This is a genomic window from Pseudomonas sp. zfem001, assembly GCF_032621725.1.
Classification (GTDB): Bacteria; Pseudomonadota; Gammaproteobacteria; order Pseudomonadales; family Pseudomonadaceae; genus Aquipseudomonas; species Aquipseudomonas sediminis.
In genome coordinates this window covers 130,212-154,928 of record NZ_JAVYJI010000003.1, presented here as the reverse complement: position 1 = coordinate 154,928, position 24,717 = coordinate 130,212, and the positions used below count along the sequence as shown (strand labels likewise).

At 63.3% G+C, this 24,717-nt stretch carries 22 protein-coding genes; 18 read left to right on the top strand and 4 right to left on the bottom strand.

From position 1 onward, the window contains the following. Window positions 1-79: 79 nt before the first annotated feature. The 16 genes from RTH74_RS12865 to trpC all read left to right on the top strand — a co-directional run bounded on the left by RTH74_RS12865 (window position 80) and on the right by trpC (window position 19,383). Entirely contained in the window at window positions 80-2,485 is a 2,406-nt protein-coding gene (locus tag RTH74_RS12865; RefSeq protein ID WP_316914913.1) for a PAS domain S-box protein, read from the top strand. Continuing rightward, a complete protein-coding gene (locus tag RTH74_RS12860; protein ID WP_072425039.1) occupies window positions 2,482-3,111 on the top strand; it encodes a response regulator transcription factor in 630 nt (209 codons plus the stop codon). Before RTH74_RS12865 ends, RTH74_RS12860 begins: the two co-directional genes overlap by 4 nt. Before the next feature lie 261 nt (window positions 3,112-3,372). Beyond that, entirely contained in the window at window positions 3,373-4,470 is a 1,098-nt protein-coding gene (locus RTH74_RS12855) for an ABC transporter ATP-binding protein (RefSeq protein ID WP_106733191.1), read from the top strand. A 53-nt stretch (window positions 4,471-4,523) separates the two neighbouring features. Further along, the gene (locus RTH74_RS12850) at window positions 4,524-5,555 is read left to right on the top strand and encodes an ABC transporter substrate-binding protein (protein WP_316914912.1); all 1,032 of its coding nucleotides are present in this window, start codon (window positions 4,524-4,526) and stop codon (window positions 5,553-5,555) included. 66 nt (window positions 5,556-5,621) lie between these two features. Continuing rightward, window positions 5,622-6,869 carry an ABC transporter permease gene (locus tag RTH74_RS12845; protein ID WP_099525821.1) on the top strand — a complete coding sequence of 416 codons (1,248 nt, stop codon included), beginning with the start codon at window positions 5,622-5,624 and terminating at the stop codon, window positions 6,867-6,869. Between the two features lie 204 nt (window positions 6,870-7,073). Then, the gene (locus RTH74_RS12840) at window positions 7,074-7,901 is read left to right on the top strand and encodes an ABC transporter permease (RefSeq protein WP_017675659.1); all 828 of its coding nucleotides are present in this window, start codon (window positions 7,074-7,076) and stop codon (window positions 7,899-7,901) included. Between the two features lie 102 nt (window positions 7,902-8,003). Next, window positions 8,004-9,368, top strand: coding sequence for a sigma 54-interacting transcriptional regulator (locus tag RTH74_RS12835; protein WP_316914911.1), 1,365 nt, complete (start codon window positions 8,004-8,006; stop codon window positions 9,366-9,368). Window positions 9,369-9,545: 177 nt separating this feature from the next. Next, the gene (locus RTH74_RS12830; RefSeq protein WP_316914910.1) at window positions 9,546-10,694 is read left to right on the top strand and encodes an iron-containing alcohol dehydrogenase; all 1,149 of its coding nucleotides are present in this window, start codon (window positions 9,546-9,548) and stop codon (window positions 10,692-10,694) included. Window positions 10,695-10,771: 77 nt separating this feature from the next. Then, on the top strand, window positions 10,772-12,151 hold the full coding sequence (locus RTH74_RS12825) for a membrane protein (RefSeq protein ID WP_017675656.1): 1,380 nt from the start codon (window positions 10,772-10,774) through the stop codon (window positions 12,149-12,151). Window positions 12,152-12,211: 60 nt separating this feature from the next. After that, on the top strand, window positions 12,212-13,672 hold the full coding sequence (gabD, locus tag RTH74_RS12820; protein WP_316914909.1) for an NADP-dependent succinate-semialdehyde dehydrogenase: 1,461 nt from the start codon (window positions 12,212-12,214) through the stop codon (window positions 13,670-13,672). A 173-nt stretch (window positions 13,673-13,845) separates the two neighbouring features. Beyond that, a complete protein-coding gene (gene rpe / locus RTH74_RS12815) occupies window positions 13,846-14,520 on the top strand; it encodes a ribulose-phosphate 3-epimerase (RefSeq protein WP_013717380.1) in 675 nt (224 codons plus the stop codon). Further along, window positions 14,517-15,197 (top strand): phosphoglycolate phosphatase, encoded by a 681-nt coding sequence (locus RTH74_RS12810; RefSeq protein ID WP_316914908.1) that lies wholly within the window; start codon window positions 14,517-14,519, stop codon window positions 15,195-15,197. Before rpe ends, RTH74_RS12810 begins: the two co-directional genes overlap by 4 nt. A gap of 206 nt (window positions 15,198-15,403) precedes the next feature. Then, entirely contained in the window at window positions 15,404-16,894 is a 1,491-nt protein-coding gene (trpE, locus tag RTH74_RS12805) for an anthranilate synthase component I (RefSeq protein ID WP_316914907.1), read from the top strand. A 13-nt stretch (window positions 16,895-16,907) separates the two neighbouring features. Beyond that, complete coding sequence (locus tag RTH74_RS12800) at window positions 16,908-17,504, top strand: aminodeoxychorismate/anthranilate synthase component II (RefSeq protein ID WP_179543870.1); 597 nt, start codon at window positions 16,908-16,910, stop codon at window positions 17,502-17,504. Continuing rightward, a complete protein-coding gene (trpD, locus tag RTH74_RS12795; protein ID WP_316914906.1) occupies window positions 17,501-18,547 on the top strand; it encodes an anthranilate phosphoribosyltransferase in 1,047 nt (348 codons plus the stop codon). The genes RTH74_RS12800 and trpD overlap by 4 nt, the downstream gene beginning before the upstream one ends. Then, a complete protein-coding gene (trpC, locus tag RTH74_RS12790; protein WP_316914905.1) occupies window positions 18,544-19,383 on the top strand; it encodes an indole-3-glycerol phosphate synthase TrpC in 840 nt (279 codons plus the stop codon). The genes trpD and trpC overlap by 4 nt, the downstream gene beginning before the upstream one ends. A 48-nt stretch (window positions 19,384-19,431) precedes the next feature. On the opposite strand, the gene crp is transcribed toward trpC, so the two are convergent. Beyond that, complete coding sequence (crp, locus tag RTH74_RS12785) at window positions 19,432-20,076, bottom strand: cAMP-activated global transcriptional regulator CRP (protein WP_017675648.1); 645 nt, start codon at window positions 20,074-20,076, stop codon at window positions 19,432-19,434. Between the two features lie 233 nt (window positions 20,077-20,309). On the opposite strand from crp, the gene RTH74_RS12780 reads away from it, so the two are divergent. Further along, complete coding sequence (locus RTH74_RS12780; RefSeq protein WP_316914904.1) at window positions 20,310-20,732, top strand: OsmC family protein; 423 nt, start codon at window positions 20,310-20,312, stop codon at window positions 20,730-20,732. Window positions 20,733-20,778: 46 nt separating this feature from the next. On the opposite strand, the gene coq7 is transcribed toward RTH74_RS12780, so the two are convergent. Beyond that, entirely contained in the window at window positions 20,779-21,426 is a 648-nt protein-coding gene (gene coq7 / locus RTH74_RS12775; protein WP_099525810.1) for a 2-polyprenyl-3-methyl-6-methoxy-1,4-benzoquinone monooxygenase, read from the bottom strand. 61 nt (window positions 21,427-21,487) lie between these two features. Continuing rightward, on the bottom strand, window positions 21,488-22,315 hold the full coding sequence (locus RTH74_RS12770; RefSeq protein ID WP_316914903.1) for a formylglycine-generating enzyme family protein: 828 nt from the start codon (window positions 22,313-22,315) through the stop codon (window positions 21,488-21,490). Window positions 22,316-22,438: 123 nt separating this feature from the next. Between RTH74_RS12770 and RTH74_RS12765 the strand changes: the two genes are divergently transcribed. After that, entirely contained in the window at window positions 22,439-23,920 is a 1,482-nt protein-coding gene (locus RTH74_RS12765; RefSeq protein WP_316915088.1) for an AAA family ATPase, read from the top strand. A gap of 8 nt (window positions 23,921-23,928) precedes the next feature. Here RTH74_RS12765 and RTH74_RS12760 read toward each other — a convergent pair whose 3' ends face one another. Next, on the bottom strand, window positions 23,929-24,717 hold the full coding sequence (locus tag RTH74_RS12760) for an SDR family NAD(P)-dependent oxidoreductase (RefSeq protein WP_125834910.1): 789 nt from the start codon (window positions 24,715-24,717) through the stop codon (window positions 23,929-23,931).

Below are 24,717 nucleotides of genomic sequence, written 5' to 3'. Positions count from 1 at the left end.
ATGCCGAGCTTCGCTTTTGTCAGGCCATTAGCGAAAGACTGGAGTAAGGTAAGCAATCGCGTCAGCGGATTCACCGTGCATGAAGTCCCTTCTCCGTTCCCTTATTTACCTGTTGATAGTGGCGACATCCGGCGTCTGGGCTGAGAGCGCGCGCATGCCATTGCGCCCGGCTTTCGACGCAGAGCAGCGTGCCTGGCTCAAGGAGCATCCAGTGCTGCGCGTGGGTCTGATCCAGCAGGCGCCCTGGGTGCAGCGCGGACAGAACCGGCAGCTGACGGGCGCCAATGTCGAGCTGATGCAGCGCTTGCTCGAAGGCATGGGTGTCGCGCCCGAATGGCGCCTGTATACGAGCCAGGAGGCGCTGGATCAGGCCGCCAACGCCGGTGAAGTGGACCTGGCGCCGGGGCTGCAGCAGACGCCGGCTGGTCTGCGTATCTGGCATTACTCCATGCCCTACCTGCGTGTGCCGCATCTGGTAGTTGGCGAGCGCAGTGGCAGCGGTGCGGTGGATCTCGATCAATTGCCGCTGGAGCAGACGGTGGCGTTGCGCACGCCGAGCCAGGCTGCCGAATACCTGGAACGCACCCACACCAACCTGCGTCTGCGTGCGACTCCGTCGGAGCGCGCCGCCTTGCTGCTGGTGCTCAACCAGGAAGTCAGCTACGCCGTGCTGGATGAAGCGAGCCTCAGCCTGCTGCTCCGCGAATCGCGTTTCTCCAGCTTGAGCATCGTCGGTGATATCGGCCTGCCGCAGCTGCTGCGCCTGGCTACGCGGCGTGACCAGCCGCTTCTGTCCGGTATTGTCGACCGGACTTTGCAAGCGCTGCCTGCCCGTGAACTGGAGGAGTTGCGCGATACCTGGATGCCGCTGCGCTATCCGCAATCCACCGACTTCGTCGGCTTCTGGAAGACCCTGGCGTTATTTTTCGCCCTGATTCTGATGCTCGGTGCGACAGCGCTTTATCGGCAGCGGCAGCAGACACGTTCGCTGGAGCGTGGGCTGTTGGCTGCACGCGGCGAACTGGATCGCCATCAGCAGGCCGCCGAGGCATTGCGCCTGAGCCAGTTCTCTATCGATCACAGCACGGTAGGTATTCTTTGGGTCAACTGGGATAGCCACCTGCGCTACGCCAACCGCGCCGCCGAACGCATGCTCGGCTACGCCCCCGGCGAGTTGGTGGACAAGCCATTGAGTCAGTTGGAGCCCGGCCTGCATATGGACCGCTGGCTTAACCTGTGGAAACGCGTGCGCGAGCAGGATGACGGCTCACCCAGCTTCGAGGTGGACTGCCTGCGTGCCGATGGCAGTCGCATGCCGGCTGACGTTTCGCTGAGTTTTCTGCGCTATCGCCAGGCCGAGTATCTGGTGGTGTTTCTCAGCGACGTGACCGAGCGCCGCCGTGCCCGCGCCGCGCTGGAGGAGAGCGAGGCGCGGTTCAAGGGTATCGCCGGTAACGTGCCTGGCCTGGTGTTTCGTCTGGAGCGGGCTGGGCCGGGAGCGGTGGTCAACTTCGCCTACATCAGCGAGGCCAGTCAGGAGATGGTCGGCTGGCCGGCGCAGGAGCTGCAGCGCGAGGAGCGTGGCATTCGCAGTCTGGTGCATCCGCAGGACCTGAGCAGCTACCTGAACAGCCAGACCCTGGCGCTGGAAGGTGAGAGCGACTGGTACTGGCAGGGGCGCATCCTCACCGCCGAGCAGGAGGTACTGTGGGCCGACATCCGCACCACCGCGCGACCGCTGGGTAACGGCCGGGTGGTGTGGGACGGCATCCTCTGGGATATCACCGAGAACAAGCTGGCCGAGCTGGCGCTGGCCGATTCGCGCGCGCGTCTGCGCGAATTGTCGGCGCACCTGGAAAGCGTGCGCGAGGAAGAGAAGGCGCGCATTGCCCGTGAAGTGCATGACGAGCTGGGCCAGGTGCTGACCGTACTCAAGCTGGAGACAGCGATGTGCGAGCTGGTTTGCGCCGGGCAGATTCCTGAATTGGACGAGCGCCTTAATAGCATGAAGCGCCTGATCGCCCAGTTGTTCCAGCTGGTGCGTGATGTGGCCACGGCGCTGCGCCCGCCGATTCTCGATGCCGGCATTGCCTCGGCCATCGAGTGGCAGGTGCGGCGCTTCGAGGAGCGCACGCAGATTCCCTGCCTGGTCGAAGTGCCCGAGCACCTGCCGCGCTTGCCGGACGCCCAGGCCATCGGCATGTTCCGCATCCTTCAGGAGGCGCTGACCAACATCATGCGCCACGCTGGCGCGCACAGCGTCGAGGTGCGTTTGTGGCAGGAGGGCGGCAGCCTGTGTCTGTCGGTGGTCGACGATGGCAAGGGCTTCGATCCGGCGCTGCGCAAGCCGGGACAATCCTTCGGCCTGGTCGGTATGCAGGAGCGCATGCTCATGCTCGGTGGCCAGTTGCAGATTGACAGCCTGCCGGGCGAGGGCACTACCCTGTGCGCGCGCATCAATCTGGAAGAGGAGATCGCAGCGTGATTCGGGTACTGGTGGCCGAAGACCACACCATCGTGCGGGAAGGCATCAAGCAGCTGATCGGCATGGCGCGTGATCTCGAGGTTGCCGGCGAGGCCTGCAATGGCGAGCAACTGATAGAGGTGCTGCGGCGCACGCCTTGCGACGTGGTGCTGCTGGATATCTCCATGCCCGGCGTCAACGGTCTGGAGGCCATTCCGCGTATCCGTGCTCTGACCGAGGCGCCGGCTATCCTGGTGCTGTCGATGCACGACGAGGCGCAGATGGCGGCGCGTGCGCTCAAGGCCGGTGCCGCCGGTTATGCCACCAAGGACAGCGATCCGGCGCTGCTGATCACGGCGATTCGCAAGGTGGCCAGCGGTGGTCGTTATATCGACCCGGCGTTGGCCGACCGCATGGTCTTCGAGGTCGGTCTGACCGATTCTCGGCCGCCCCATGCGCAGTTGTCCGAGCGCGAGTTCTCGGTGTTCGAGCGTTTGGTGCGGGGCGAGGGCGTCAACGATATCGCTCTGCACCTGGCGATCAGCAACAAGACCGTGAGCACGCACAAGGCGCGCCTGATGCAGAAGCTCGGCGCGCATTCGATGGCAGATCTGGTGCGTTACGCCATGGAGCATCGCCTGGTCTGAGCGACCGCTTTCGTAGGAGCGGCTGGGCGGCACTCCGCTTCAGCCACGATGAATCGCCCACCGGAGCTTCGCGGCTGAAGCCGCTCCCACGGTTTTCATGCACTGTATAACCGATGCGATCACTCGGAATTTGTAGGGCAATTCCTACAGCAGATTCTCCTCGCGCCTGATATCAGCTTGTCATCCCGCCCGATTTTTCACCCTGTCTCGCCGACCTAATCTTGGCTCATCGGCCTGAGACAAGAACAAGGGTGTGGTGTGATGGCAAACGATGTACTGGTGAGCTTCCGTGGCGTGCAGAAGAGCTATGACGGCGAAACGCTGATCGTCAAAGACCTCAACCTGGATATCCGCAAGGGTGAGTTTCTGACCCTGCTCGGCCCGTCCGGTTCCGGCAAGACCACCAGCCTGATGATGCTGGCCGGGTTCGAGACGCCGACCGCTGGTGAAATCCTCCTCGATGGCCGCTCGCTGAACAAACTGCCGCCGCACAAGCGCGACATCGGCATGGTGTTCCAGAATTACGCGCTGTTCCCGCACATGACCGTGGCCGAGAACCTGGCCTTCCCGCTGAGCGTGCGCGGCATGTCGCGCACCGATATCAGCGAGCGGGTCAAGCGCGCTCTGTCCATGGTGCAGCTCGACAGCTTCCGCAACCGTTATCCGGGCCAGCTTTCCGGTGGCCAGCAGCAGCGTGTGGCCCTGGCCCGTGCGCTGGTGTTCGAGCCGCAACTGGTGCTGATGGACGAACCGCTCGGCGCGCTGGACAAGCAACTGCGCGAGCACATGCAGATGGAGATCAAGCACCTGCACCAGCGCCTGGGCGTAACCGTGGTCTACGTCACCCACGATCAGGGCGAGGCGCTGACCATGTCCGACCGCGTGGCCGTGTTCCATCAGGGCGAGATCCAGCAGATCGCCCCACCGCGCGAACTCTACGAAGCGCCGCACAACACCTTCGTCGCCCAGTTCATCGGCGAGAACAATCGTCTGGCTGGCGAGCTGGTCAGCCGCGATGGCGAGCAGTGCGTGGTGCGCCTGGCGCGCGGTGAGGAGGTGCGCGCCACGGCGGTCAACGTCGGCGCCGTTGGCGAGGCCGTGAGCCTGTCGATTCGTCCCGAGCGCATTCGCCTCAACGGCCACAGCGAGGCCTGCCCGAACCGCTTCTCCGGGCGTATCGCCGAGTTCATTTACCTGGGCGACCACGTGCGCATCCGCATGGAGGTCTGCGGCAAGTCCGATTTCTACGTCAAGCAACCCGTGGCCGAGCTCGATCCGGCGCTGACGGTTGGTGACCTGGTTCCGCTCGGCTGGTCTGTCGAGCATGTCCGCGCGCTGGATCCACTCCACATCGAGTGAGCCTTTCGCGCAGTGCTTCACCTTTACCCCGTAACACAGAGGAGCTGATAAGAATGACGAAATCCCTGAAGCTCGCGGCGTTGGCCCTGGGCGTTAGCTGTGCCATGCCGGCACTGGCGGTGGATCTGACAGCGGTATCCTTCGGCGGCGCGAACAAGGCGGCGCAGGTCAAGGCGTTCTACGAACCCTTCGAGAAGGAAACCGGCAACAAGGTGCTGGGCGGCGAATACAACGGTGAAATGGCCAAGGTCAAAGCCATGGTCGATACCCGTAGCGTGAGCTGGGATCTGGTGGAGGTGGAGTCGCCGGAACTGGCCCGCGGTTGTGACGAAGGCCTGTTCGAGGAGCTCGATCCGGCCCAGTTCGGCGATGAGTCCAACTTCATCGACGGCGCCATCCAGCCGTGCGGCGTGGGCTTCTTCGTCTGGTCCACGGTATTGGCCTACAACGCCGACAAACTGAGCGCCGCACCGACCAGTTGGTCCGATTTCTGGGATGTAGCGAAATTCCCAGGCAAGCGTGGCCTGCGCAAGGGCGCCAAGTACACCCTGGAATTCGCCCTGATGGCCGATGGCGTGCCGGTCAAGGATGTGTACAAGGTGCTGGCCACCAAGGAAGGCCAGGATCGCGCATTCAAGAAGCTCGATGAGCTGAAGCCGAACATCCAGTGGTGGGAAGCTGGCGCCCAGCCGCCGCAGTACCTGGCCTCCGGCGACGTGGTGATGAGCTCGGCCTACAACGGTCGTATCGCTGCCGTGCAGGGCGAGAGCAACCTGCAGGTGGTGTGGAACGGCGGTATCTATGACTTCGATTCCTGGGCCATCCCGCGTGGCGCCAAGAATGCCGAACTGGCCAAGGAATTCATCGCCTTCTCGGTCAAGCCTGAAGCGCAGAAGACCTACTCCGAGAATATCGCCTACGGCCCGGCCAACAAGCAGGCCATCGAGCTGCTGGCGCCGGAGCGTCTGAACCTGATGCCGACCACCCCGGAAAACATCGCCAACCAGGTGGCCATCGACGTGACCTTCTGGGCTGACTACGGCGAGCAGCTGGAGCAACGTTTCAACGCCTGGGCCGCGCGCTAAGTCGCCTATCCGGCCCCGCCTCATGGCGGGGCCGTCTGAATTCCTTTCTTGCTTGCGGAGTTGTCCATGGCCGCCGTACTGCCTGCCAATGATTTGCCCGGGCCGAGCCTGAAGCAGCGACTGGCCCGTGCCGAGCGTTTCAATCGCCTGAAATCCAAGGCGCTGATCCTGCCGTTGTTGCTGTTCCTTCTGCTGACCTTCCTGCTGCCCATCGGCGCGTTGCTCATGCGCAGTGTGGACAACCCGGAAGTGGTCGGCAGCCTGCCGCGCACCGTCGAGGCGATTGCTGCCTGGGATGGCCGTGGCCTGCCGGATGAGGCGGTATACCGGGCGATTGCCAGCGATATGCTCGAGGCGCGGCGCAATCAGAGCCTTGGCGATCTGTCCAAGCGCCTGAACATGGAACTGGCGGGCTTCCGTAGCCTGGTCAGCGCGACCGCACGCAAGCTGCCGCTGCGCGAGGAGCCGGCGTCCTACCAGGAAGCCTTCCTCGACATGGACGAGCGCTGGGGTGACCCCGCCTATTGGCAGGTGATCCGCCGCAATGCGTCGTCGGTCACGCCGTACTATCTGCTGGCCGCGCTCGATCACCGCATCGACGACCTCGGCGAACTGGCCAAGGCCACCCCGGATCAGGCCATCTACCTGGATATCTTCGCCCGCACCTTCTGGATGAGCCTGGTGATCACCGCCATCTGCCTGGTGCTGGCCTATCCGCTGGCCTACCTGCTGGCCAACCTGCCGACGCGGCAGGGCAACCTGCTGATGATTCTGGTGTTGCTGCCGTTCTGGACCTCGATCCTGGTGCGCGTCGCGGCCTGGATCGTGCTCTTGCAGTCCGGAGGGCTGATCAACAGCGCGCTGATATCGTTGGGGATCATCGAGCAACCACTGCAACTGGTGTTCAACCGCAGCGGTGTGTACGTGGCCATGGTCCACATCATGCTGCCGTTCATGATCCTGCCGATCTACAGCGTGATGAAGGGTATCTCGCCCAGCTATATGCGTGCGGCGGTGTCGCTCGGTTGCCACCCGTTCGCCAGTTTCTGGCGGGTGTACTTCCCGCAGACGCTGGCCGGAGTCGGTGCCGGCTGCCTGCTGGTGTTCATCCTGTCGATCGGCTACTACATCACCCCGGCGCTGCTGGGCAGCCCGAACGACCAGATGATCAGCTACTTCGTCGCCTTCTACACCAACACCACCATCAACTGGGGCATGGCCACGGCCCTCGGCGGCCTGCTGCTGGCCGCGACGCTTGTGCTCTACGTGGTGTACAGCTGGCTGGTCGGCGCCAGCAAACTGCGCCTGGGTTAAAAAGCGGTCTGCGCAGCAGACCATCTGATGACCCTCGCCCATTTATGGGAGAGGGTGCCCGAAGGGCGGGAGAGGGTGCTTGTTTCGGCACCCCCGTCTCTCGGTAACCGAACTCGGGAGGAGGGCACAAGAAGAGCGCCCTCTCCCCCAGCCCCTCTCCCATAAATGGGAGAGGGGAGCTAAATGCTAAATGGAGTCACAGCCATGCTCAGTCCCTACATGTCACCCGTCGAGCGCCTCTGGTACTACGGCCTGCGCATTCTTTGCGGCCTGGTGCTGCTGTTTCTGATCCTGCCGGTGCTGGTGATCGTGCCGTTGTCGTTCAACTCAGGCACCTTCCTGGTCTACCCGCTGCAGGGCTTCTCGCTGCGCTGGTACGAGGACTTCTTCATGTCTGCCGACTGGATGCGTTCGCTGAAGAACAGCCTGATCATCGCCCCGGCCGCCACTCTGCTGGCCATGGTCTTCGGCACCCTGGCGGCCATCGGTCTGACCCGTGGCGAATTCCGTGGCAAGGCGCTGGTGATGAGCCTGCTGATCTCGCCGATGATCGTCCCGGTGGTGATCATCGGTGTCGCCAGCTACCTGTTCTTCGCGCCGCTGGGCATGGGCAACAGCTACCTGTCGCTGATCCTCGTGCATGCCGTGCTCGGCGTGCCGTTCGTGATCATCACCGTGTCGGCCACGCTGCAGGGCTTCAACCACAACCTGGTGCGCGCCGCCGCCAGCCTCGGGGCCTCGCCACTGACGGCGTTTCGCCGGGTGACCCTGCCGCTGATCGCTCCGGGCGTGATTTCGGGTGCGTTGTTCGCCTTCGCCACCTCGTTCGACGAAGTGGTGGTGACCCTGTTCCTCGCCGGCCCCGAGCAGGCCACCCTGCCGCGGCAGATGTTCAGCGGCATCCGCGAGAACCTGTCGCCGACCATCGCTGCCGCAGCGACTCTGCTGATCGGTTTCTCCGTCCTGCTGCTGCTGACTCTGGAGTGGCTGCGTGGGCGCAGCGAGAAGCTGCGAACTTCGACGCCGGAATAAATCGCTGTAGCTGCATGCTCAGGGCCTCGCCGGAAACCGGCGGGGCCTTGTTCGTTTCCGGGCGTAGAATGTGTAGTTTCTCCTTCGTAACAAGGCGGCCAGATGGACTTCGATGATCCCGGGTTTCGCGAGCTGATCGACGCGTTGCACGATGGCGTCTACATCACCGACGCCGATGGCATCACCCTCAAGGTCAACAGTGCCTATGAGCGCCTGACCGGGCTGCGTGCCGAGGATGTCGTCGGCCAGCACATGCAGGCGCTGGTAGAGCAGGGTGTGATCTCGCAGTCGGTGTCCTTGCGTGTGCTCAAGGAAGGTAAGGCGCTGTCGCTGATGCAGAGCGTCAGCCAGGGCAAACGCCTGCTGGTCAGTGGTACGCCGATCTTCGCCGCTGATGGACGCGTGCGCTACGTGGTCAGTACCGTGCGCGACATGACTGAGCTGCTGCGCATGAAGCACGAGCGCGACGAGCTGCAGCAACTGAAGCAGCTGCGCAACAGCACGGCCAAGCTGCATGCCGGTCAGCGTGACGACCTGCTCGATGCCTCGCCGGTCGCCGACAAGCCCGCTTCGGGGCGCGTCTTCATGCAGGCGCGGCAGGTCGCGGCCAGCGACGTGAAGGTGCTGTTGCAGGGTGAGACCGGTGTCGGCAAGACCCTGATCGCCCAGTACATCCACAAGAGCAGCCCGCGCGCGGCGCAGCCGTTTCTGGCGCTGAACTGCGGTGCGCTGCCGGAGAACCTGATCGAGGCCGAGTTGTTCGGCTATGTGCCAGGCGCGTTCACCGGCGCCGGCAGCAAGGGCAAGCGCGGTCTGCTGGAGCTGGCGCACCAGGGCACGGTTTTTCTCGATGAGATCGGTGATCTGCCATTGCCGCTGCAGGTCAAGCTGCTCAAGGTTATCGAGGAGAGCCGCTTCATCCCGGTCGGTGGTCTGGAGTTGAAGGAGGTGGATGTACGCATCATCACCGCCACTCACCACGACTTGCGCACGATGGTCGCCGAGGGCCGCTTTCGCGCCGACCTCTACTACCGCCTCAACGTCGTGCCGATCCACATTCCGGCGCTGCGCGAGCGTTCCGAGGAAATTCAGCCGTTGCTGGATTTCTACCTGGCCGAATTCAATCAGCGTTATGGTCGAGTGCTGAGCTGGGAGCTCGAGGCGCTCGACGCGCTGACCGACTACGCCTGGCCCGGCAACATCCGTGAGCTGATCAATCTGGTCGAGCGCCTGGTGGTGACCTGCAGTGGTGAACGCATCGAACTGTGCGATCTGCCGGAGGAAATGCGCGTCGCTCGCAGCGATGTCGACGACCTACTGCCATTGCGCAAGCAGGTGGAGAACCTCGAGCGGCGCCTCATCCGCCGTGCGCTGATGCAGCACAAGACCACCCGTGAAGCGGCCAAGGTGCTCGGTCTGAGCCAGGCGACGCTGGTGCAGAAGATGAAGCGCTGGGAGCAGGGTTGATTGGAAAATGGATCGTAATAGGCTCTTCTGATTGATTTTCTGATCAAGTGCAGCCCGCAGCGCGCTGTGACAAATCGACGCAAGCCTTCTACCACGCCGCTTTCGGCGAGCTGGCACAGGAATGGCTATGGCAAGCCCCGAACCCGTTCAGCATAACAACGCAAAAGGGGCCTGCTGATGAACACTGCCGCATTCAAGATCGCCAATAAGCTGCTGACCGGCCAGGGGGCCGTGGAGCAACTGGCGCTCGAACTGCCTCGATTGAATATCACCAATCCGCTGATCGTTACCGACGCCATCCTGATCAAGTCCGGTACGGTCGAGCATGTCCTCAAGCAGCTCGGTGAGCGCCGCTATGGCATCTATGAAGGTGTAGAGCCGGAGCCGGAGATCGCCATCGTCGAAGCCTGCGCCAAGGTTTACCGCGACGGCGGTCACGATGGCCTGATCGGTGTCGGTGGCGGCAGCGCCATCGACATCGCCAAGGCAGTGGCTGGCTATGTCGGGCATGACGGTGCACTGGAAGAGCTGTTCGGTGTCGATCAGATCAAGCGCAAGGGCCCGCCGCTGATTGCCATTCCGACCACCGCCGGCACTGGCTCGGAAGTGACCAACGTGTCGATCCTCTCCGACAAGAAGGCGCAACTGAAAAAGGGCATCGTCAGCGATTACCTGCTGCCGGACGTCGCCCTGGTCAGTCCGCTGATGACTCTGACCTGCCCGCGCGGCGTGACCGCTGCCAGCGGCGTCGATGCATTGGTGCACGCGGTGGAGTCCTACCTGTCGGTCAATGCCTCGCCGATCACCGATGCCCTGGCCATTGGCGCGATCAAGCTGATCGCCAAGGCGCTGCCCAAGGCCTATGCCAATCCGGCTGACCTGCTCGCTCGCGAAGACATGGCGACCGCCAGCCTGATGGCCGGTATGGCCTTCGGCAATGCCGGCGTGGGCGCGGTGCATGCGCTGGCGTATCCCCTGGGCGGACGTTTCAACATCGCTCATGGCGTCAGCAATGCCTTGCTGCTGCCCTACGTGATGGCCTGGAACAAGCTGGCCTGCGTCGAGCGCATGGCCGAGATCGCCACTGCTCTCGGTGTGCAAACCCATGGCCTGAGCGACAAGGCCGCCGCCGACCTGGCCGTCGAGGCCATGGCCGAGCTGTGCGCCGACGTCGACATCCCCAAGGGCATGCGCAGCTTCGGTGTGCCGGAAGACGCCATTCCGGCTATGGCCGAGGAAGCGAGCAAGATCGATCGACTGATGCGCAACAATCCGCGGCGCCTGACTGCTGGCGACATCGAACAGATCTACCGCGCTGCCTACTGATTATCGCAACGAAGATGAAAGGCCCCAGTGTGCTGGGGCCGGCTGAAATACAACTCTAATAAAGCTGGGTGACTCAAATGTCCGAACTGCATCAACAAGACCTTGGTGTGGAAGCCCCCTACTGGCCGGTGGGGCCATTCAAGGTGCGTCTGCCTTTCATTCATTACCGCTTCGAGATCTCCGACTACATGCAGGGCCTGCTCATGTGCGCGGTGGATCTGGCGGCGATTCCGCTGATGACCGAGTTCCTCGGCATGCCCTTCGAGGTGGCGCTGGCAGTTGTCATGCTCAATGGCCTGCTGTACCTGACTCACCATTTGCTGGGCGACCCGGTCGTTCCGGGCTGGATCACCCCGGCGATCCCACTGCTGATGGCCTATTGCAGCCAGTTCCCGGAGGGCCCGGAGCGGGTGCATGCGCTGATTGCCTTCCAGTTGATGCTTGGGGTGTTCTCGATAGGCCTGGGCATGACGGGTATGGCGCGCAAGGTGGTGTCATTGGTGCCCTCTGCGCTCAAGGCCGGCATCATCATGGGCGCCGGCCTTAGCGCGGTGGTGACGGTATTCAAGGAAGGCGGTCGTTTCGATAGCTTCCCCTGGACCATTTCCATCGCCATCGGCATCGCCTTTTACCTGGTGTTTTCCATCCATTTCCAGGAGCTGAAGAAGCGCAATCGCTTCTGGTGGAACTTCGCCAAGCTGGGCATCTTCCCGATCATCCTGCTGGCGGTGATCGTCGCGCCGATTTTCGGCGAGGCACCTTGGCCCAGCATCGAGTGGGGTATCAGCCAGCCGGACTTCGTCACCCTGTGGAACGAATACACCGTGTTCGGCCTCGGCATGCCGCCACTCATGATGTTCGTCACCGCCATTCCCACCGTGTTCGCCGCCTATCTGGTGGTGTTCGGTGACGTGCTTGGCGCCAAGGCAATCCTCGGTGAAGCCGACCATGTACGGCGTGACGAGAAGGTCGACTTCAACCCCAACCGCTCGCACCTGATCTTTGGTGGGCGCAATGCCTTCATGAGCATCTTCGGGCCGGACGTGGCCATGTGTGGTCCGCAGTGGTCCGCCATGCAGGTGGTGATCACCGAACGCTTCAAGGGTGGCGCCAAGGCGATGAAATCGATCTACGGCGGGGTCGGCTCATTCCGTTGGGGCACCAATACCGGTCTGCTGTTGTTGCCGGTGGTGACGCTGGTGCAGCCGATTCTCGGTGTGGCGCTGGCGCTGACCCTGCTGATCCAGGGCTACGTGAGCGTGCGCCTGGGCATCATGGAGGCACGCAGCCAGCGTGACCTGGGCATCGCCGGGGTGATCGGCGCAGTACTGGCGATCAAGGGCGCCGGCTGGGCCTTCGCCATCGGCGTTGGTCTGTGTGCGCTGATCTACGGAGCACGGATGTTCCGCGGCGAGAACGACCAGACCTTCACCAAGGATCTGCCGCCAGCCGAGTGAGGCCTTCAATCCCTAATTCAGCCGAGGGGGATCTCTTCCCTCGGCAGCAGGAGAAAAATCATGCAACTGAACGATCCCGATCTGCTGCGCCACCAGGCCTATATCGACGGCCAGTGGTGCGACGCCAGCAATGGCGATGTGACTGAAATCTTCAACCCTGCCAACGGCGAGTCGCTGGGCGTCGTACCGAACATCGGTGGCGCGCAGACCCGTCAGGCTATCGAGGCGGCGCAGGCTGCCCAGCCAGCCTGGCGTGCGTTGACGGCCAAGGAGCGCGCGGCGCGGCTGCGCAAATGGTACGAGTTGATGCTGGCCAATCAGGAAGATCTGGCGCGGATCATGACGGCCGAGCAGGGCAAGCCGCTGACCGAGGCGCGCGGTGAGGTGCTTTACGCGGCATCCTTCATCGAGTGGTTCGCCGAAGAAGCCAAGCGCGTCTACGGCGATACCATTCCCGGTCATCAACCGGACAAGCGCCTGATCGTGACCAAGGAACCCATTGGCGTGACCGCGGCGATAACGCCCTGGAACTTCCCGGCGGCGATGATCACCCGCAAGGCCGGTCCGGCATTGGCCGCTGGCTGCGCCATGGTGCTCAAGCCGGCGCCGCAGACACCGTTCAGTGCCCTGGCGCTGGCGGTGCTGGCCGAGCGCGCGGGCATTCCGGCCGGGCTGTTCAGCGTACTGCCGGCCGATGCCGAGCGTTCTCGCGAAGTCGGCGCCGAGCTGTGCGCCAACCCCATCGTGCGCAAGTTGTCGTTCACCGGCTCCACCGGCGTTGGCATCAAATTGATGGAGCAATGCGCTCCGACCCTGAAGAAACTTTCGCTGGAGCTGGGCGGCAATGCGCCGTTCATTGTCTTCGAGGATGCCGATCTCGACGCAGCGGTCGAAGGCGCGCTGGTGGCCAAGTACCGCAATGCTGGGCAGACCTGCGTCTGCGCCAACCGCCTGTATGTACACGATGCGGTCTACGACGCCTTTGCTGAAAAACTGGCTGCGGCTGTGGCCAAACTGCGGGTTGGCCCGGGTGATGAAGCAGGCGTTGTAATTGGCCCGCTGATCGACGGCAATGCCGTGGCCAAGGTGCAGGCTCATCTGGCCGATGCGCTGGAGAAGGGCGCCAAGGTGCTTCAGGGCGGCAAGGCGCACGAGTTGGGCGGGCATTTCTTCGAGCCCACGGTCATCACTGGCGTCACCGTGGATATGCGCGTGGCCCGTGAAGAGACCTTCGGCCCGCTGGCGCCGCTGTTCCGCTTCAGTGATGAAGCCGAGGTAGTGCGCCAAGCCAACGACACCGAGTTCGGCCTGGCCGGCTACTTCTATACCCGCGATCTGGGTCGCACCTTCCGTGTAGCCGAAGCGCTGGAGTATGGGATGGTCGGTATCAATACCGGGCTGATCTCCAACGAAGTGGCGCCATTTGGCGGTATGAAGGCTTCAGGGCTCGGCCGCGAAGGCTCCAAGTACGGCCTGGATGAGTACCTGGAGATCAAGTACCTCTGCCTCGGCGGTATCTGAATCAGGTCGCTATTGTGGGAGGGGCTTTAGCCGCGACCGGCTTGGCACAAAGCCAGACGCTCGCCGCTAAAGCGCCTCCCACGATCCCCGTCCTGTCTCCTGCGCTTGTCGATCAAGGGCGCCACAGCCGCTACAATGCGCGCCACCGTGACCCAAGCCCTTAGAGGTGCGCCATGCAACCCTTCGCCATCGCCCCGTCGATCCTTTCCGCCGACTTCGCCCGTCTGGGTGAGGAAGTGGACAACGTGCTCGCCGCCGGGGCGGACATCGTGCATTTCGATGTCATGGACAACCACTACGTGCCCAACCTGACCATCGGTCCGATGGTCTGCTCGGCGCTGCGCAAGTACGGCATCACTGCGCCCATCGACGCACACCTGATGGTCAAACCGGTGGATCGCATCATCGGCGACTTCATCGAGGCCGGCGCTTCCTACATCACCTTCCACCCGGAAGCCTCCGAGCACATCGACCGTTCGCTGCAACTGATCAAGGCCGGTGGCGCCAAGGCGGGCCTGGTGTTTAATCCGGCCACCCCGCTGGACGTGCTCAAGTACGTGATGGACAAGGTCGACATGATCCTGCTGATGAGCGTCAACCCCGGCTTCGGCGGGCAGAAGTTCATCCCCGGCACCCTCGACAAGCTGCGTGAAGCCCGCGCGCTGATCGACGCCAGCGGTCGCGAGATCCGCCTGGAGATCGACGGCGGCGTCAACGTGCAGAACATTCGCGAGATCGCCGAGGCGGGCGCCGACACCTTCGTCGCCGGTTCGGCGATCTTCAATCAGCCGGATTACAAGGCGGTGATCGATGCCATGCGCGCCGAGCTGGCCCAGGTGCGTGGATGAAACCGCTGCGCGCGCTGTGCGCCGGTGAGCTGCCGCGCCTGGTGATGTTCGACCTGGATGGCACGCTCATCGACTCGGTGCCTGATTTGGCTGAAGCCGTCGACCGCATGCTGGTCGAATTGGGGCGTGCGCCTGCTGGCGTTGAAAAGGTCCGTGACTGGGTCGGCAATGGCGCACGGGTGTTGGTGCGCCGCGCCCTGGCCGGTGGTCTGGATCATGCCGCCGTGGGTGACGCCGAGACGGAAGAGGCGCTGGCGCGCTTTCTCGATATCTACGCCGACTGCCACAACCTGACCGCACTCTATCCTGGTGTGCACGAGCTGCTCGAGGCGCTCAGCACTGCAGCTGTGGAGCTGGCGGTGGTGACCAACAAGCCGGAGCGTTTCGTCGCGCCGTTGCTGGAGCAGGTGGGTCTCGGCGGTTATTTCCGCTGGATCATCGGCGGCGATACCCTGCCGCAGCAGAAGCCGGACCCTGCGGCGCTGCTGCAGGTGATGCATCTGGCTGGGGTCGAGGCGGCGCAGTCGCTGTTCATCGGTGACTCGCGCAACGACGTGCTGGCTGCACGCGCTGCGGGCGTACCGTGCATCGCAGTGAGCTACGGCTATAACCATGGCCGGCCGATTGCCGAAGAAAAACCGGGGCTGGTAGTCGATAGTCTCGCCGAACTGCTGTGATAGTTGCTTAGCCCGAGCGGCTGCGCTACCGTGGCCGCTCCCCTTATTCCCCCGCCTGTTGAGATCGCACCGTGGTGGTTAGCTGCAAACTCTGGATGAAAGTGATCAAGGCTCTGGCCCGTTGGCGCTGGCGCGCCTGATCTCGTCCTGCCGCCGCTGCGCGGCCGTTTGCACCCGACCGTTTACCCCGAGCCATGAGGCTGATCATGACCCATGAAGAATTCCTGCGTTTAGCCGCTGAAGGCTACAACCGCATTCCGCTTGCCTGCGAAACCATCGCCGACTTCGACACGCCGCTGTCGATCTACCTGAAACTGGCCGATGCGCCCAACTCCTACCTGCTGGAGTCCGTGCAGGGCGGCGAAAAATGGGGCCGTTACTCGATCATCGGCCTGCCGGCGCGCACCGTGCTGCGTGTGCACGGTCATGACGTGGTGATCACCACTGACGGCGTCGAAGTCGAGCGCCACGAATGTGCCGACCCGCTGGCCTTCGTCGAGCAGTTCAAGGCGCGTTACAAGGTGCCGACCATCGCCGGTCTGCCGCGTTTCAACGGTGGCCTGGTCGGTTACTTCGCTTACGACAGCGTGCGTTACGTCGAGCCCAAGCTGGCCGCCGGGGTGAATCCTGATGCGCTGGGCACGCCGGACATCCTGCTCAACGTCTCCGATGCCGTGGTGGTGTTCGATAACCTGGCCGGCAAGATGCACGCCATCGTGCTGGCCGATCCGGCTGAGAGCGACGGCTTCGAGCGTGGTCAGCAGCAATTGCAGGACATCCTGCACAAGCTGCGTCAGCCGTTCACCCCGCGCCTGGGTGTGGATCTGAACAAGCCGGCAGGCGCCGAACCGGCGTTTCGCTCCAGCTTCAGCCGCGAGGACTACGAACGCTCGGTCAGCGCCATCAAGGATTACATCCTCGCTGGCGACTGCATGCAGGTGGTGATTTCCCAGCGTATGTCGATTCCGTTCAAGGCCGCGCCCATCGACCTGTACCGTGCGCTGCGCTGCATCAACCCGACGCCGTACATGTACTTCTTCAACTTCGGCGACTTCCACGTCGTCGGCTCGTCGCCGGAAGTGCTGGTGCGCGTCGAAGACAACCTGGTCACCGTGCGGCCCATCGCCGGCACTCGCCCGCGCGGCGCCACCGAGGAGCAGGACCTGGCGCTGGAAGAAGATCTGCTGGCCGATGCCAAGGAAGTCGCCGAGCACCTGATGCTCATCGACCTGGGCCGCAACGACACTGGCCGCGTCTCGGAAATCGGCTCGGTGAAACTGACCGAGAAGATGGTCATCGAGCGCTACTCCAACGTCATGCACATCGTTTCCAACGTCACCGGCGAGCTGAAAAAAGGCCTGACTTCGATGGACGCCCTGCGCGCCATCCTGCCGGCCGGCACCCTGTCCGGGGCGCCGAAGATCCGCGCGATGGAAATCATCGACGAGCTGGAGCCGGTCAAGCGCGGCGTCTATGGCGGCGCGGTCGGTTACTACGCCTGGAACGGCAACATGGACACCGCCATCGCCATCCGCACCGCGGTGATCAAGGACGGCGAACTGCACGTGCAGGCCGGCGCCGGCATCGTCGCCGACTCGGTGCCCGCGCTGGAGTGGGAAGAAACCCTGAACAAGCGCCGCGCCATGTTCCGCGCCGTTGCGCTCGCCGAACAGACTGCCGTCCAGGCCCAGGAATAAGAGGAGCCGTGCCATGCTTTTGATGATCGACAACTACGACTCCTTCACCTACAACGTCGTGCAGTACCTGGGTGAGCTGGGTGCCGACGTTCATGTGATCCGCAACGACGAGCTGAGCATCGCCGAAATCGAAGCGCTCAAGCCCGAACGCATTGTCGTCTCGCCTGGCCCGTGCACGCCGACCGAGGCGGGCGTGTCCATCGAGGCCATCCTGCATTTCGCCGGCAAGCTGCCGATCCTCGGTGTCTGCCTCGGCCACCAGAGTATCGGTCAGGCCTACGGCGGCGACGTGGTGCGCGCGCGTCAGGTGATGCATGGCAAGACCAGCCCGGTGTTCCACGAAGACAAGGGCGTATTCGCGGGCCTGAACAACCCGCTCACCGTGACCCGCTATCATTCCTTGGTGGTCAAGCGCGAAACCTTGCCGGATTGCCTGGAAATCACTGCCTGGACCCAGCATGAAGACGGCTCGGTCGACGAGATCATGGGCCTGCGCCACAAGACCCTGAACATCGAGGGCGTGCAGTTTCACCCTGAGTCCATCCTCACCGAGCAGGGCCACGAACTGTTCGCCAACTTCCTCAAGCAGACCGGAGGCGTGCGCGCATGAATATCAAGGAAGCCCTCAACCGCATCGTCGCCCAGCTCGACCTGACCACCGAGGAAATGCAGGCGGTCATGCGCGAGATCATGACCGGCCAGTGCACCGAGGCGCAGATCGGCGCCTTTCTCATGGGCATGCGCATGAAGAGCGAAACCATCGACGAGATCGTCGGTGCCGCCAGCGTCATGCGTGAGCTGGCCTCGCCAGTGGAAATCGACGCCGAGCGCCTGGTCGACACCTGCGGCACCGGTGGCGACGGCATGAACATCTTCAACGTCTCCACCGCGGCGGCCTTCGTCGTCGCGGCGGCGGGCGGCAAGGTGGCCAAGCACGGCAACCGTGCGGTGTCCGGCAAGAGCGGCAGCGCCGATCTGCTCGAGGCCGCCGGTGTCTACCTGGGGCTCAAGCCCGAGCAGGTGGCGCGCTGCGTTGAAAGTGTCGGGGTTGGCTTCATGTTCGCCCCGTCGCATCACGGCGCGATGAAGCATGCCATTGGCCCGCGTCGCGAGCTGGGCCTGCGCACCATCTTCAACATGCTCGGCCCGATGACCAATCCGGCTGGCGCCAAGCATCAGGTCATCGGTGTGTTCAGCCAGGCGCTGTGCCGGCCGATGGCCGAAGTGCTGCAGCGTCTGGGCAGCGAGCACGTGCTGGTGGTGCATGCGCAGGATGGCCTGGACGAGGTCAGCCTGGCCGCGCCGACCTTCGTCGCCGAGCTGAAGAATGGCGTGGTCAGCGAGTACCGTATCCAGCCCGAGGATTTCGGCATCAAGAGCCAGAGTCTGATCGGTCTGACCGTCGACAATGCCGAACAGTCGCTGGAACTGATTCGCGACGCCCTAGGCCGGCGCAAGACCGATAATGGCCAGAAAGCTGCCGATATGATCGTGCTCAACGCTGGCGCGGCTCTCTACGCTGCGGATCATGCCAGCAGCATGCGTGAAGGCATGCAACTGGCGCACGACGCCCTGCACACCGGCCTGGCGCGCGAGAAACTGGAGGAGCTGGTGTCCTTTACCGCGGTATTCAAACAGGAGAACGAAGGGTGAGCGTACCAACCGTACTGGAGAAGATCGTCGCCCGTAAGTTCGAGGAAGTGGCCGCGCGCCGTGCCCAGGTCAGCCTGGCCGAGGTCGAGGCTGCTGCACGCGGTGCCGACGCTCCGCGAGGCTTCGCCCGCGCGCTGCTGGAGCAGGCGGCGCGCAAGCAGCCGGCGGTGATCGCCGAGATCAAGAAGGCTTCGCCGAGCAAGGGTGTGCTGCGCGCCGACTTCGTCCCGGCAGATATCGCCCGCAGCTACGAGGCAGGTGGCGCCACCTGCCTGTCGGTGCTGACCGATATCGATTTCTTTCAGGGCGCCGACCAGTACCTGCAACAGGCCCGCGCGGCCTGTGCGCTGCCGGTGATCCGCAAGGATTTCATGGTCGATCCGTACCAGATCGTCGAAGCTCGCGCACTGGGCGCCGACTGCGTGCTGCTGATCGTGTCCTGCCTGGATGACGTGCGCATGGCCGAGCTGGCCTCTGTTGCCAAGGATGTCGGCCTCGACGTGCTGGTCGAGGTGCATGACGGCGCCGAACTGGAGCGGGCGCTGAATACGTTGGACACACCATTGGTGGGGATCAACAACCGCAACCTGCATACCTTCGATGTCAGCCTGGAAACCACCCTCGACCTGCTGCCGCGCATTCCGCGTGATCGCCTGGTGGTGACCGAGAGCGGCATTCTCAACCGCGCTGATGTCGAGCTGATGGAGATCAACGAGGTCTACGCCTTCCTCGTCGGCGAAGCCTTCATGCGCGCGGAAAGTCCCGGCAGCGAATTGCAGCGCCTGTTCTTTCCCGAGCGCGGACGGCCAGCCGTGATCGGCACTGACCCCGAATAGCACGCATGAAAAAGCCGGCGATCAAGCCGGCTTTTTATTGGGCTGGTTTCAGCGGGTGCCGAAGACCACCATGGTCTTGCCTTTGACGTGCACCAGGCCCTGTTCCTCCAGCGACTTGAGTACACGGCCGACCATCTCGCGCGAGCAGCCGACGATGCGGCCGATTTCCTGACGGGTGATCTTGATCTGCATGCCATCCGGATGGGTCATGGCATCTGGCTGCTTACACAGGTCGAGCAGAGTGCGCGCGACGCGGCCTGTGACATCGAGAAAGGCCAGGTCGCCGACCTTGCGCGTGGTATTGCGCAGGCGCTCAGCCATCTGGCTACCGAGGGCGAACAGGATTTCAGGGTCTTGCTGAGTCAGTTCGCGGAACTTGGCGTAGCTGATTTCCGCTACTTCGCATTCGGTCTTGGCGCGCACCCAGGCGCTGCGTTCTTTCTCTGAACCATCCTTCTCGAACAGCCCCATCTCGCCGAAAAAATCGCCAGAGTTCAGATAGGCGATGATCATTTCACGCCCGTCGTCGTCCTCGATGAGGATGGTGACCGAGCCCTTGACGATGAAGAACAGGGTTTCGCAGCGATCACCTGCATAGATGATGGTGCTTTTGGCGGTGTAACGACGGCGATGACAATGTGCAAGAAGCTTGTCGAGGTTCTTGATTTTAGGTGTAAGGGTAATAGCAACCATGCCCGAGTCCCGAATATGAAAAATGAAGGCCTTTGTCCAACGGCAATTTCTTATTTGTTATCCAGCAAGTGTGCCAGCAATCCGACGTCAGCTTAACAGACACGCTATGAGTGGGGTCTTTTTTGCGACCTGGGTAACATAACCCGGCGGAACTTTAGCGTAATTGACGCACATCGGACTGCCGCCCGGCTGTGCTAATCTGCCGGACTTTTCCACTCTGGGAGCCAAGAACGATGAAAGCGCGTGTGCAATGGGCCGGTGAAGCTCTGTTCCTCGGCGAGTCCGGTAGTGGCCATGCCGTGGTGATGGACGGCCCGCCCGATGCCGGTGGGCGTAACCTTGGTGTCCGGCCAATGGAGATGCTGTTGATTGGCCTCGGTGGCTGCAGCAACTTCGATGTGGTCAGCATTCTGCGCAAGGGCCGCCAGCCGGTAGAAAGCTGCGAAGTGTTCCTCGATGCCGAGCGTGCAGGCGAGGAGCCCAAGGTGTTCACCAAGATTCACCTGCACTTCGTGGTCAAGGGCCGCGGGCTGAAAGAGGCTCAGGTGAAGCGGGCGGTGGAATTGTCGGCGGAGAAGTACTGCTCGGCCTCGATCATGCTGGGCCGTGCCGGTGTGGACATCAGTCACGACTACCAGATCGTCGAGCTGGGCTGAGGCCCGCTGGAAATGACGAGGGCGCCGATTGGCGCCCTCGTTCGTTTCAGATGCGGTAGGTGCTCTTGGTCATGACCTTCGACAGCAAGGTCATGCCGAACTTGACCGGGGCCGGGAAGCGTACGCCGCCGGCTGCCATGGCACTGTTGGCATGTTGCTGTTCGTCGACGCGCATCTGCTCGAGGATGGCGCGCGACTTGGTGTCGTGCTCGGGTAGTTGTTCCAGATGCTCATCCAGGTGTTTGCACACCTGGTCTTCAGTGGCGGCGACGAAGCCCAGGCTGACGCGATCACTGACCAGGCCGGCGACGGCGCCAACACCAAAGGACAGGCCATAGAACAGCGGGTTTAGCACGCTCGGGTGGCTACCCAGTTCGCGGATGCGCTGCTCGCACCAGGCCAGGTGGTCGATTTCCTCGTCGGCCGCATGCTCCATGGCACTGCGTACTTCCGGCAGTTTGGCGGTCAGCGCCTGACCCTGATAGAGCGCCTGGGCGCAGACCTCGCCGGTGTGGTTGATGCGCATCAGGCCGGCGACGTGGCGCGACTCCTCGCTGCTCAGCTCGCTGTCGTTCTGCACGATGGCGGGCGAGGGGCGGCCCGAGGCACCGCTGAATGGCAGCAGCGTGCGCAGCGCGGCATCGGCTTGCAGCAGCAGGCGGTCGACGGGGGAATACTGGCGTTCGCTGGCCATAAGGCACCTCCAGAAGAAACAACTTGGCTAGTTTACTGCAAAGTCGCCAGATCGTCCGCGCTCAGGGCAGCTCGCGCAGCACGCGAAACCCCAGCGCATAGTCGCGGTGATGCGGTTGCTTGAGGTCGCGCATGCTGCTGCGCAGATAGACCGGGCCGCTGTTCCAGGCGCCGCCGCGCACTACGCGCGGGCTGTTGTCGAGCAAGCTGGCACTCTGCGTTTCGCTACCATCGAAGCGCTGGGTGAAGTTCGAGGCCGTCCATTCCCAGACATTGCCCGCGGTGTCATGCAAGCCGAAGCCGTTGGCCGGGAACTGGCCGACAGCTGCCGTCTTGTTGCGTAACAGGCGCGAGCTGGCGCAGCCGCGGCAGTGAGCGCGTGGCGCCTGCTCGCTACTGTCGAGCTGGTCGCCCCACCAGTAGTAGCTCTGGCTGCCGCCACGTGCCGCATACTCCCACTCGGCTTCGGTCGGCAGGCGATAGCGCGCGCCTGTCTCGCGTGACAACCACTGGGTGTAGGCGTGAGCGTCGCGCCAGGACACATGAATCACCGGGCGCTGCGCCGAAAGGCCCCAGCCCTCGTTGTCAGGCATGGGCAATTCGTTGGCGTCGGCGTACTTCTGCCAGTCGGCGAAGGTGACCTCGTAGCGGCCGATGGCGAACGGTTGATCGAACGCAATCGCTCGTGGCGGGCGCTCGTTGTCATTGCCGCGACCGCTGGCATCGCCCATACGAAACTCTCCAGCCGGAATCACCACCATCTCGGGGCCTCGGGCACCGCCGGGCAACGGGTCGCTGATGGTTTCGATGGCGACGGCCGGCAGGTTTACCAGCAGGCCGGCTGCGATGGTCATGGATACTGTGATGTGACGCGCGTTCAGCACTTGCACGGCGTGATGCCTCCGGCGACGATCTGCGTGTTCAGGCGGCCCATGCTGTAAGTTCTCAAATCTGTGAAAACGCGGATGGTAACCCTGCGTGCCTGGCTGGCCAAATCTCACAAGGAGTCGGTGTTGAAGAACGATATTCATGATCTTGGGCTGGTGCTGGACTCCAAGGTCAAGCTGGTGGTGATCGAGTCCTGGGACGAGCTGCGCGTGCTGGAAACCCTGACTGGTCTGGCGATCAAGCGCGGTCTCGGCCTGCATACCTGGTCAGTGACCGAGGGCCTGCAGCGGCTGGGCTTCGGTGGCGCGTCGGTGGACGAGTCACCGACCCTTGAGCCGGAAGCGGCGCTGCGCATGATCAAGGCCGATCTGCAGCCGAACCTCTACGTGATGTGCGACCTGCATCCCTTCCTTGATGACAACCCCAGGCTGGTGCGCTTGCTCAAGGAAATCGCCATGAGCGAGGCCGCGCACAAGCCGACGCTGGTGCTGGTGTCGCATGCGCTCAAACTGCCTGCTGAAGTACAGCGTTTCGCGGCACGTTTCAGTCTCGCGCTGCCGTCGGAAGACGAACTGCTGGGCATCGTGCGTGACGAGGCGACGCGTTGGAGCGAAGGCAATCGCGGCGCTCGCGTGCGCACCGATAACCGCACACTGCAGCAGGTGGTGAAGAATCTGCGCGGACTGAGCCATGCCGAGGCACGCGCGCTGGCGCGCAACGTGATCTGCGACGACGGCGCGATCACTCAGGAAGACATCCCCGAACTGAACAAGACCAAGTTCCAGTTGCTGGATCTGGAGGGCGTGCTCAGCTTCGAATACGACACTGCACGCTTCGCCGAAGTCGGCGGGTTGATCAATCTCAAACGCTGGCTGGCTGAACGTCAGGCTGGCTTTCTCGAGGGCAAGCTCCTCGATGCGCCGAAAGGCGTGATGCTGGTCGGGGTACAGGGCGGCGGCAAGAGCCTGGCGGCCAAGGCAGTGGCCGGACTCTGGGGCTTGCCGCTATTGCGTCTGGATTTCGCCTGCCTGTACAACAAGTTCTTCGGCGAGACCGAGCGCAACCTGCGCGAGGCATTGCGTCTGGCCGAGCAGATGGCACCCTGCGTGCTGTGGATGGACGAGGTAGAGAAAGGGCTTGCCAGTGGCGACCACGATGGCGGTGTGAGCCAGCGGGTACTCGGCACCCTGCTGACCTGGATGGCCGAGCGTAAGGCGCCAGTGTTCGTGGTGGCTACGGCCAATGCCATCGACCGTCTGCCGCCGGAACTGGTCCGCAAGGGGCGCTTCGACGAGCTGTTCTTCGTCGACTTGCCCAGTGCCGAGGTGCGGGCCGACATCTTCCGTATCCACCTGCAGCGTCGTGAACTGGAGCCAGGCACCTTCGATCTCGCGCAACTGGCTGCTGCCAGCGAGGGCTACTCTGGCGCCGAGATCGAGCAGGCGGTGGTCAGCGCGCTCTACGCGGGTCAGGCGCAGCAGCAGGCGGTCGATCAGGGGTTGCTGCTACGCGCACTACAAAGCACGGCGCCGCTGTCGGTGGTAATGGCCGAGCGATTGATGGCGCTGCGGGAGTGGGCAGATGGGCGGACGGTCAATGCCGGCTGAACAGCCGATCAGGCGCCGGTGAAGGGACGGGTCAGGCGACCACTGAGCTTGCGCACCAGCCAGCGCGGTCCGAGACGTGGACTCAGGGCCAGCAGGCGGTTGCGCCAGCCAGGGATGATGATGGCGCGGTTCTTTTCCAGTGCGCGAACCGTGATCAGCGCGACCTCCTCGGCGCTCATCATCAGCTTGCTGCCGGCGATCCGCGCGACGTCCATCTGCGCGGCGCGGAAGAAGGCGCTGTGGGTCGGGCCAGGACAGAGTACTGACACGCGCACGCCGCGGCCTCTCAGCTCCTCGCGCAAACCCTCGGAAAAATTCAGTACATAGGCCTTGCTGGCGTAGTAGCTGCTCATCCAGGGGCCGGGCTGAAAGGCCGCGACCGAGGCGACGTTGAGAATCTGCCCGCTGCCGTGCTCGGCCATGCGCTGACCGAGTGCGTGACACAGGCGGGTCAATGCCAGCACGTTGACTTCCAGTTGCTCCAGCTCGCGACTCCAGTCCTGTTCCAGGAACGGACCTGCGCAGCCAAGGCCGGCGTTGTTCACCAGCAGGTCGACGTGCCATTGGCCTTCCTCCAGCTCCAGCAGCAGGCCGGACAGTTGCAGCGGCTCGCTCAGGTCGCAGAGTCGAAACAGCACCTCGACGCCGAAGCGCTGGGCCAACTCGCAGGCGATGCTTTCCAGCGCATCACGCCGGCGCGCCACCAGGATCAGGTTGCGCCCCCGGCGTGCCAGGGCTTCGGCCAAGGCCAGGCCAATGCCGCTGGACGCGCCGGTGATCAATGCATAGCTGCGCAT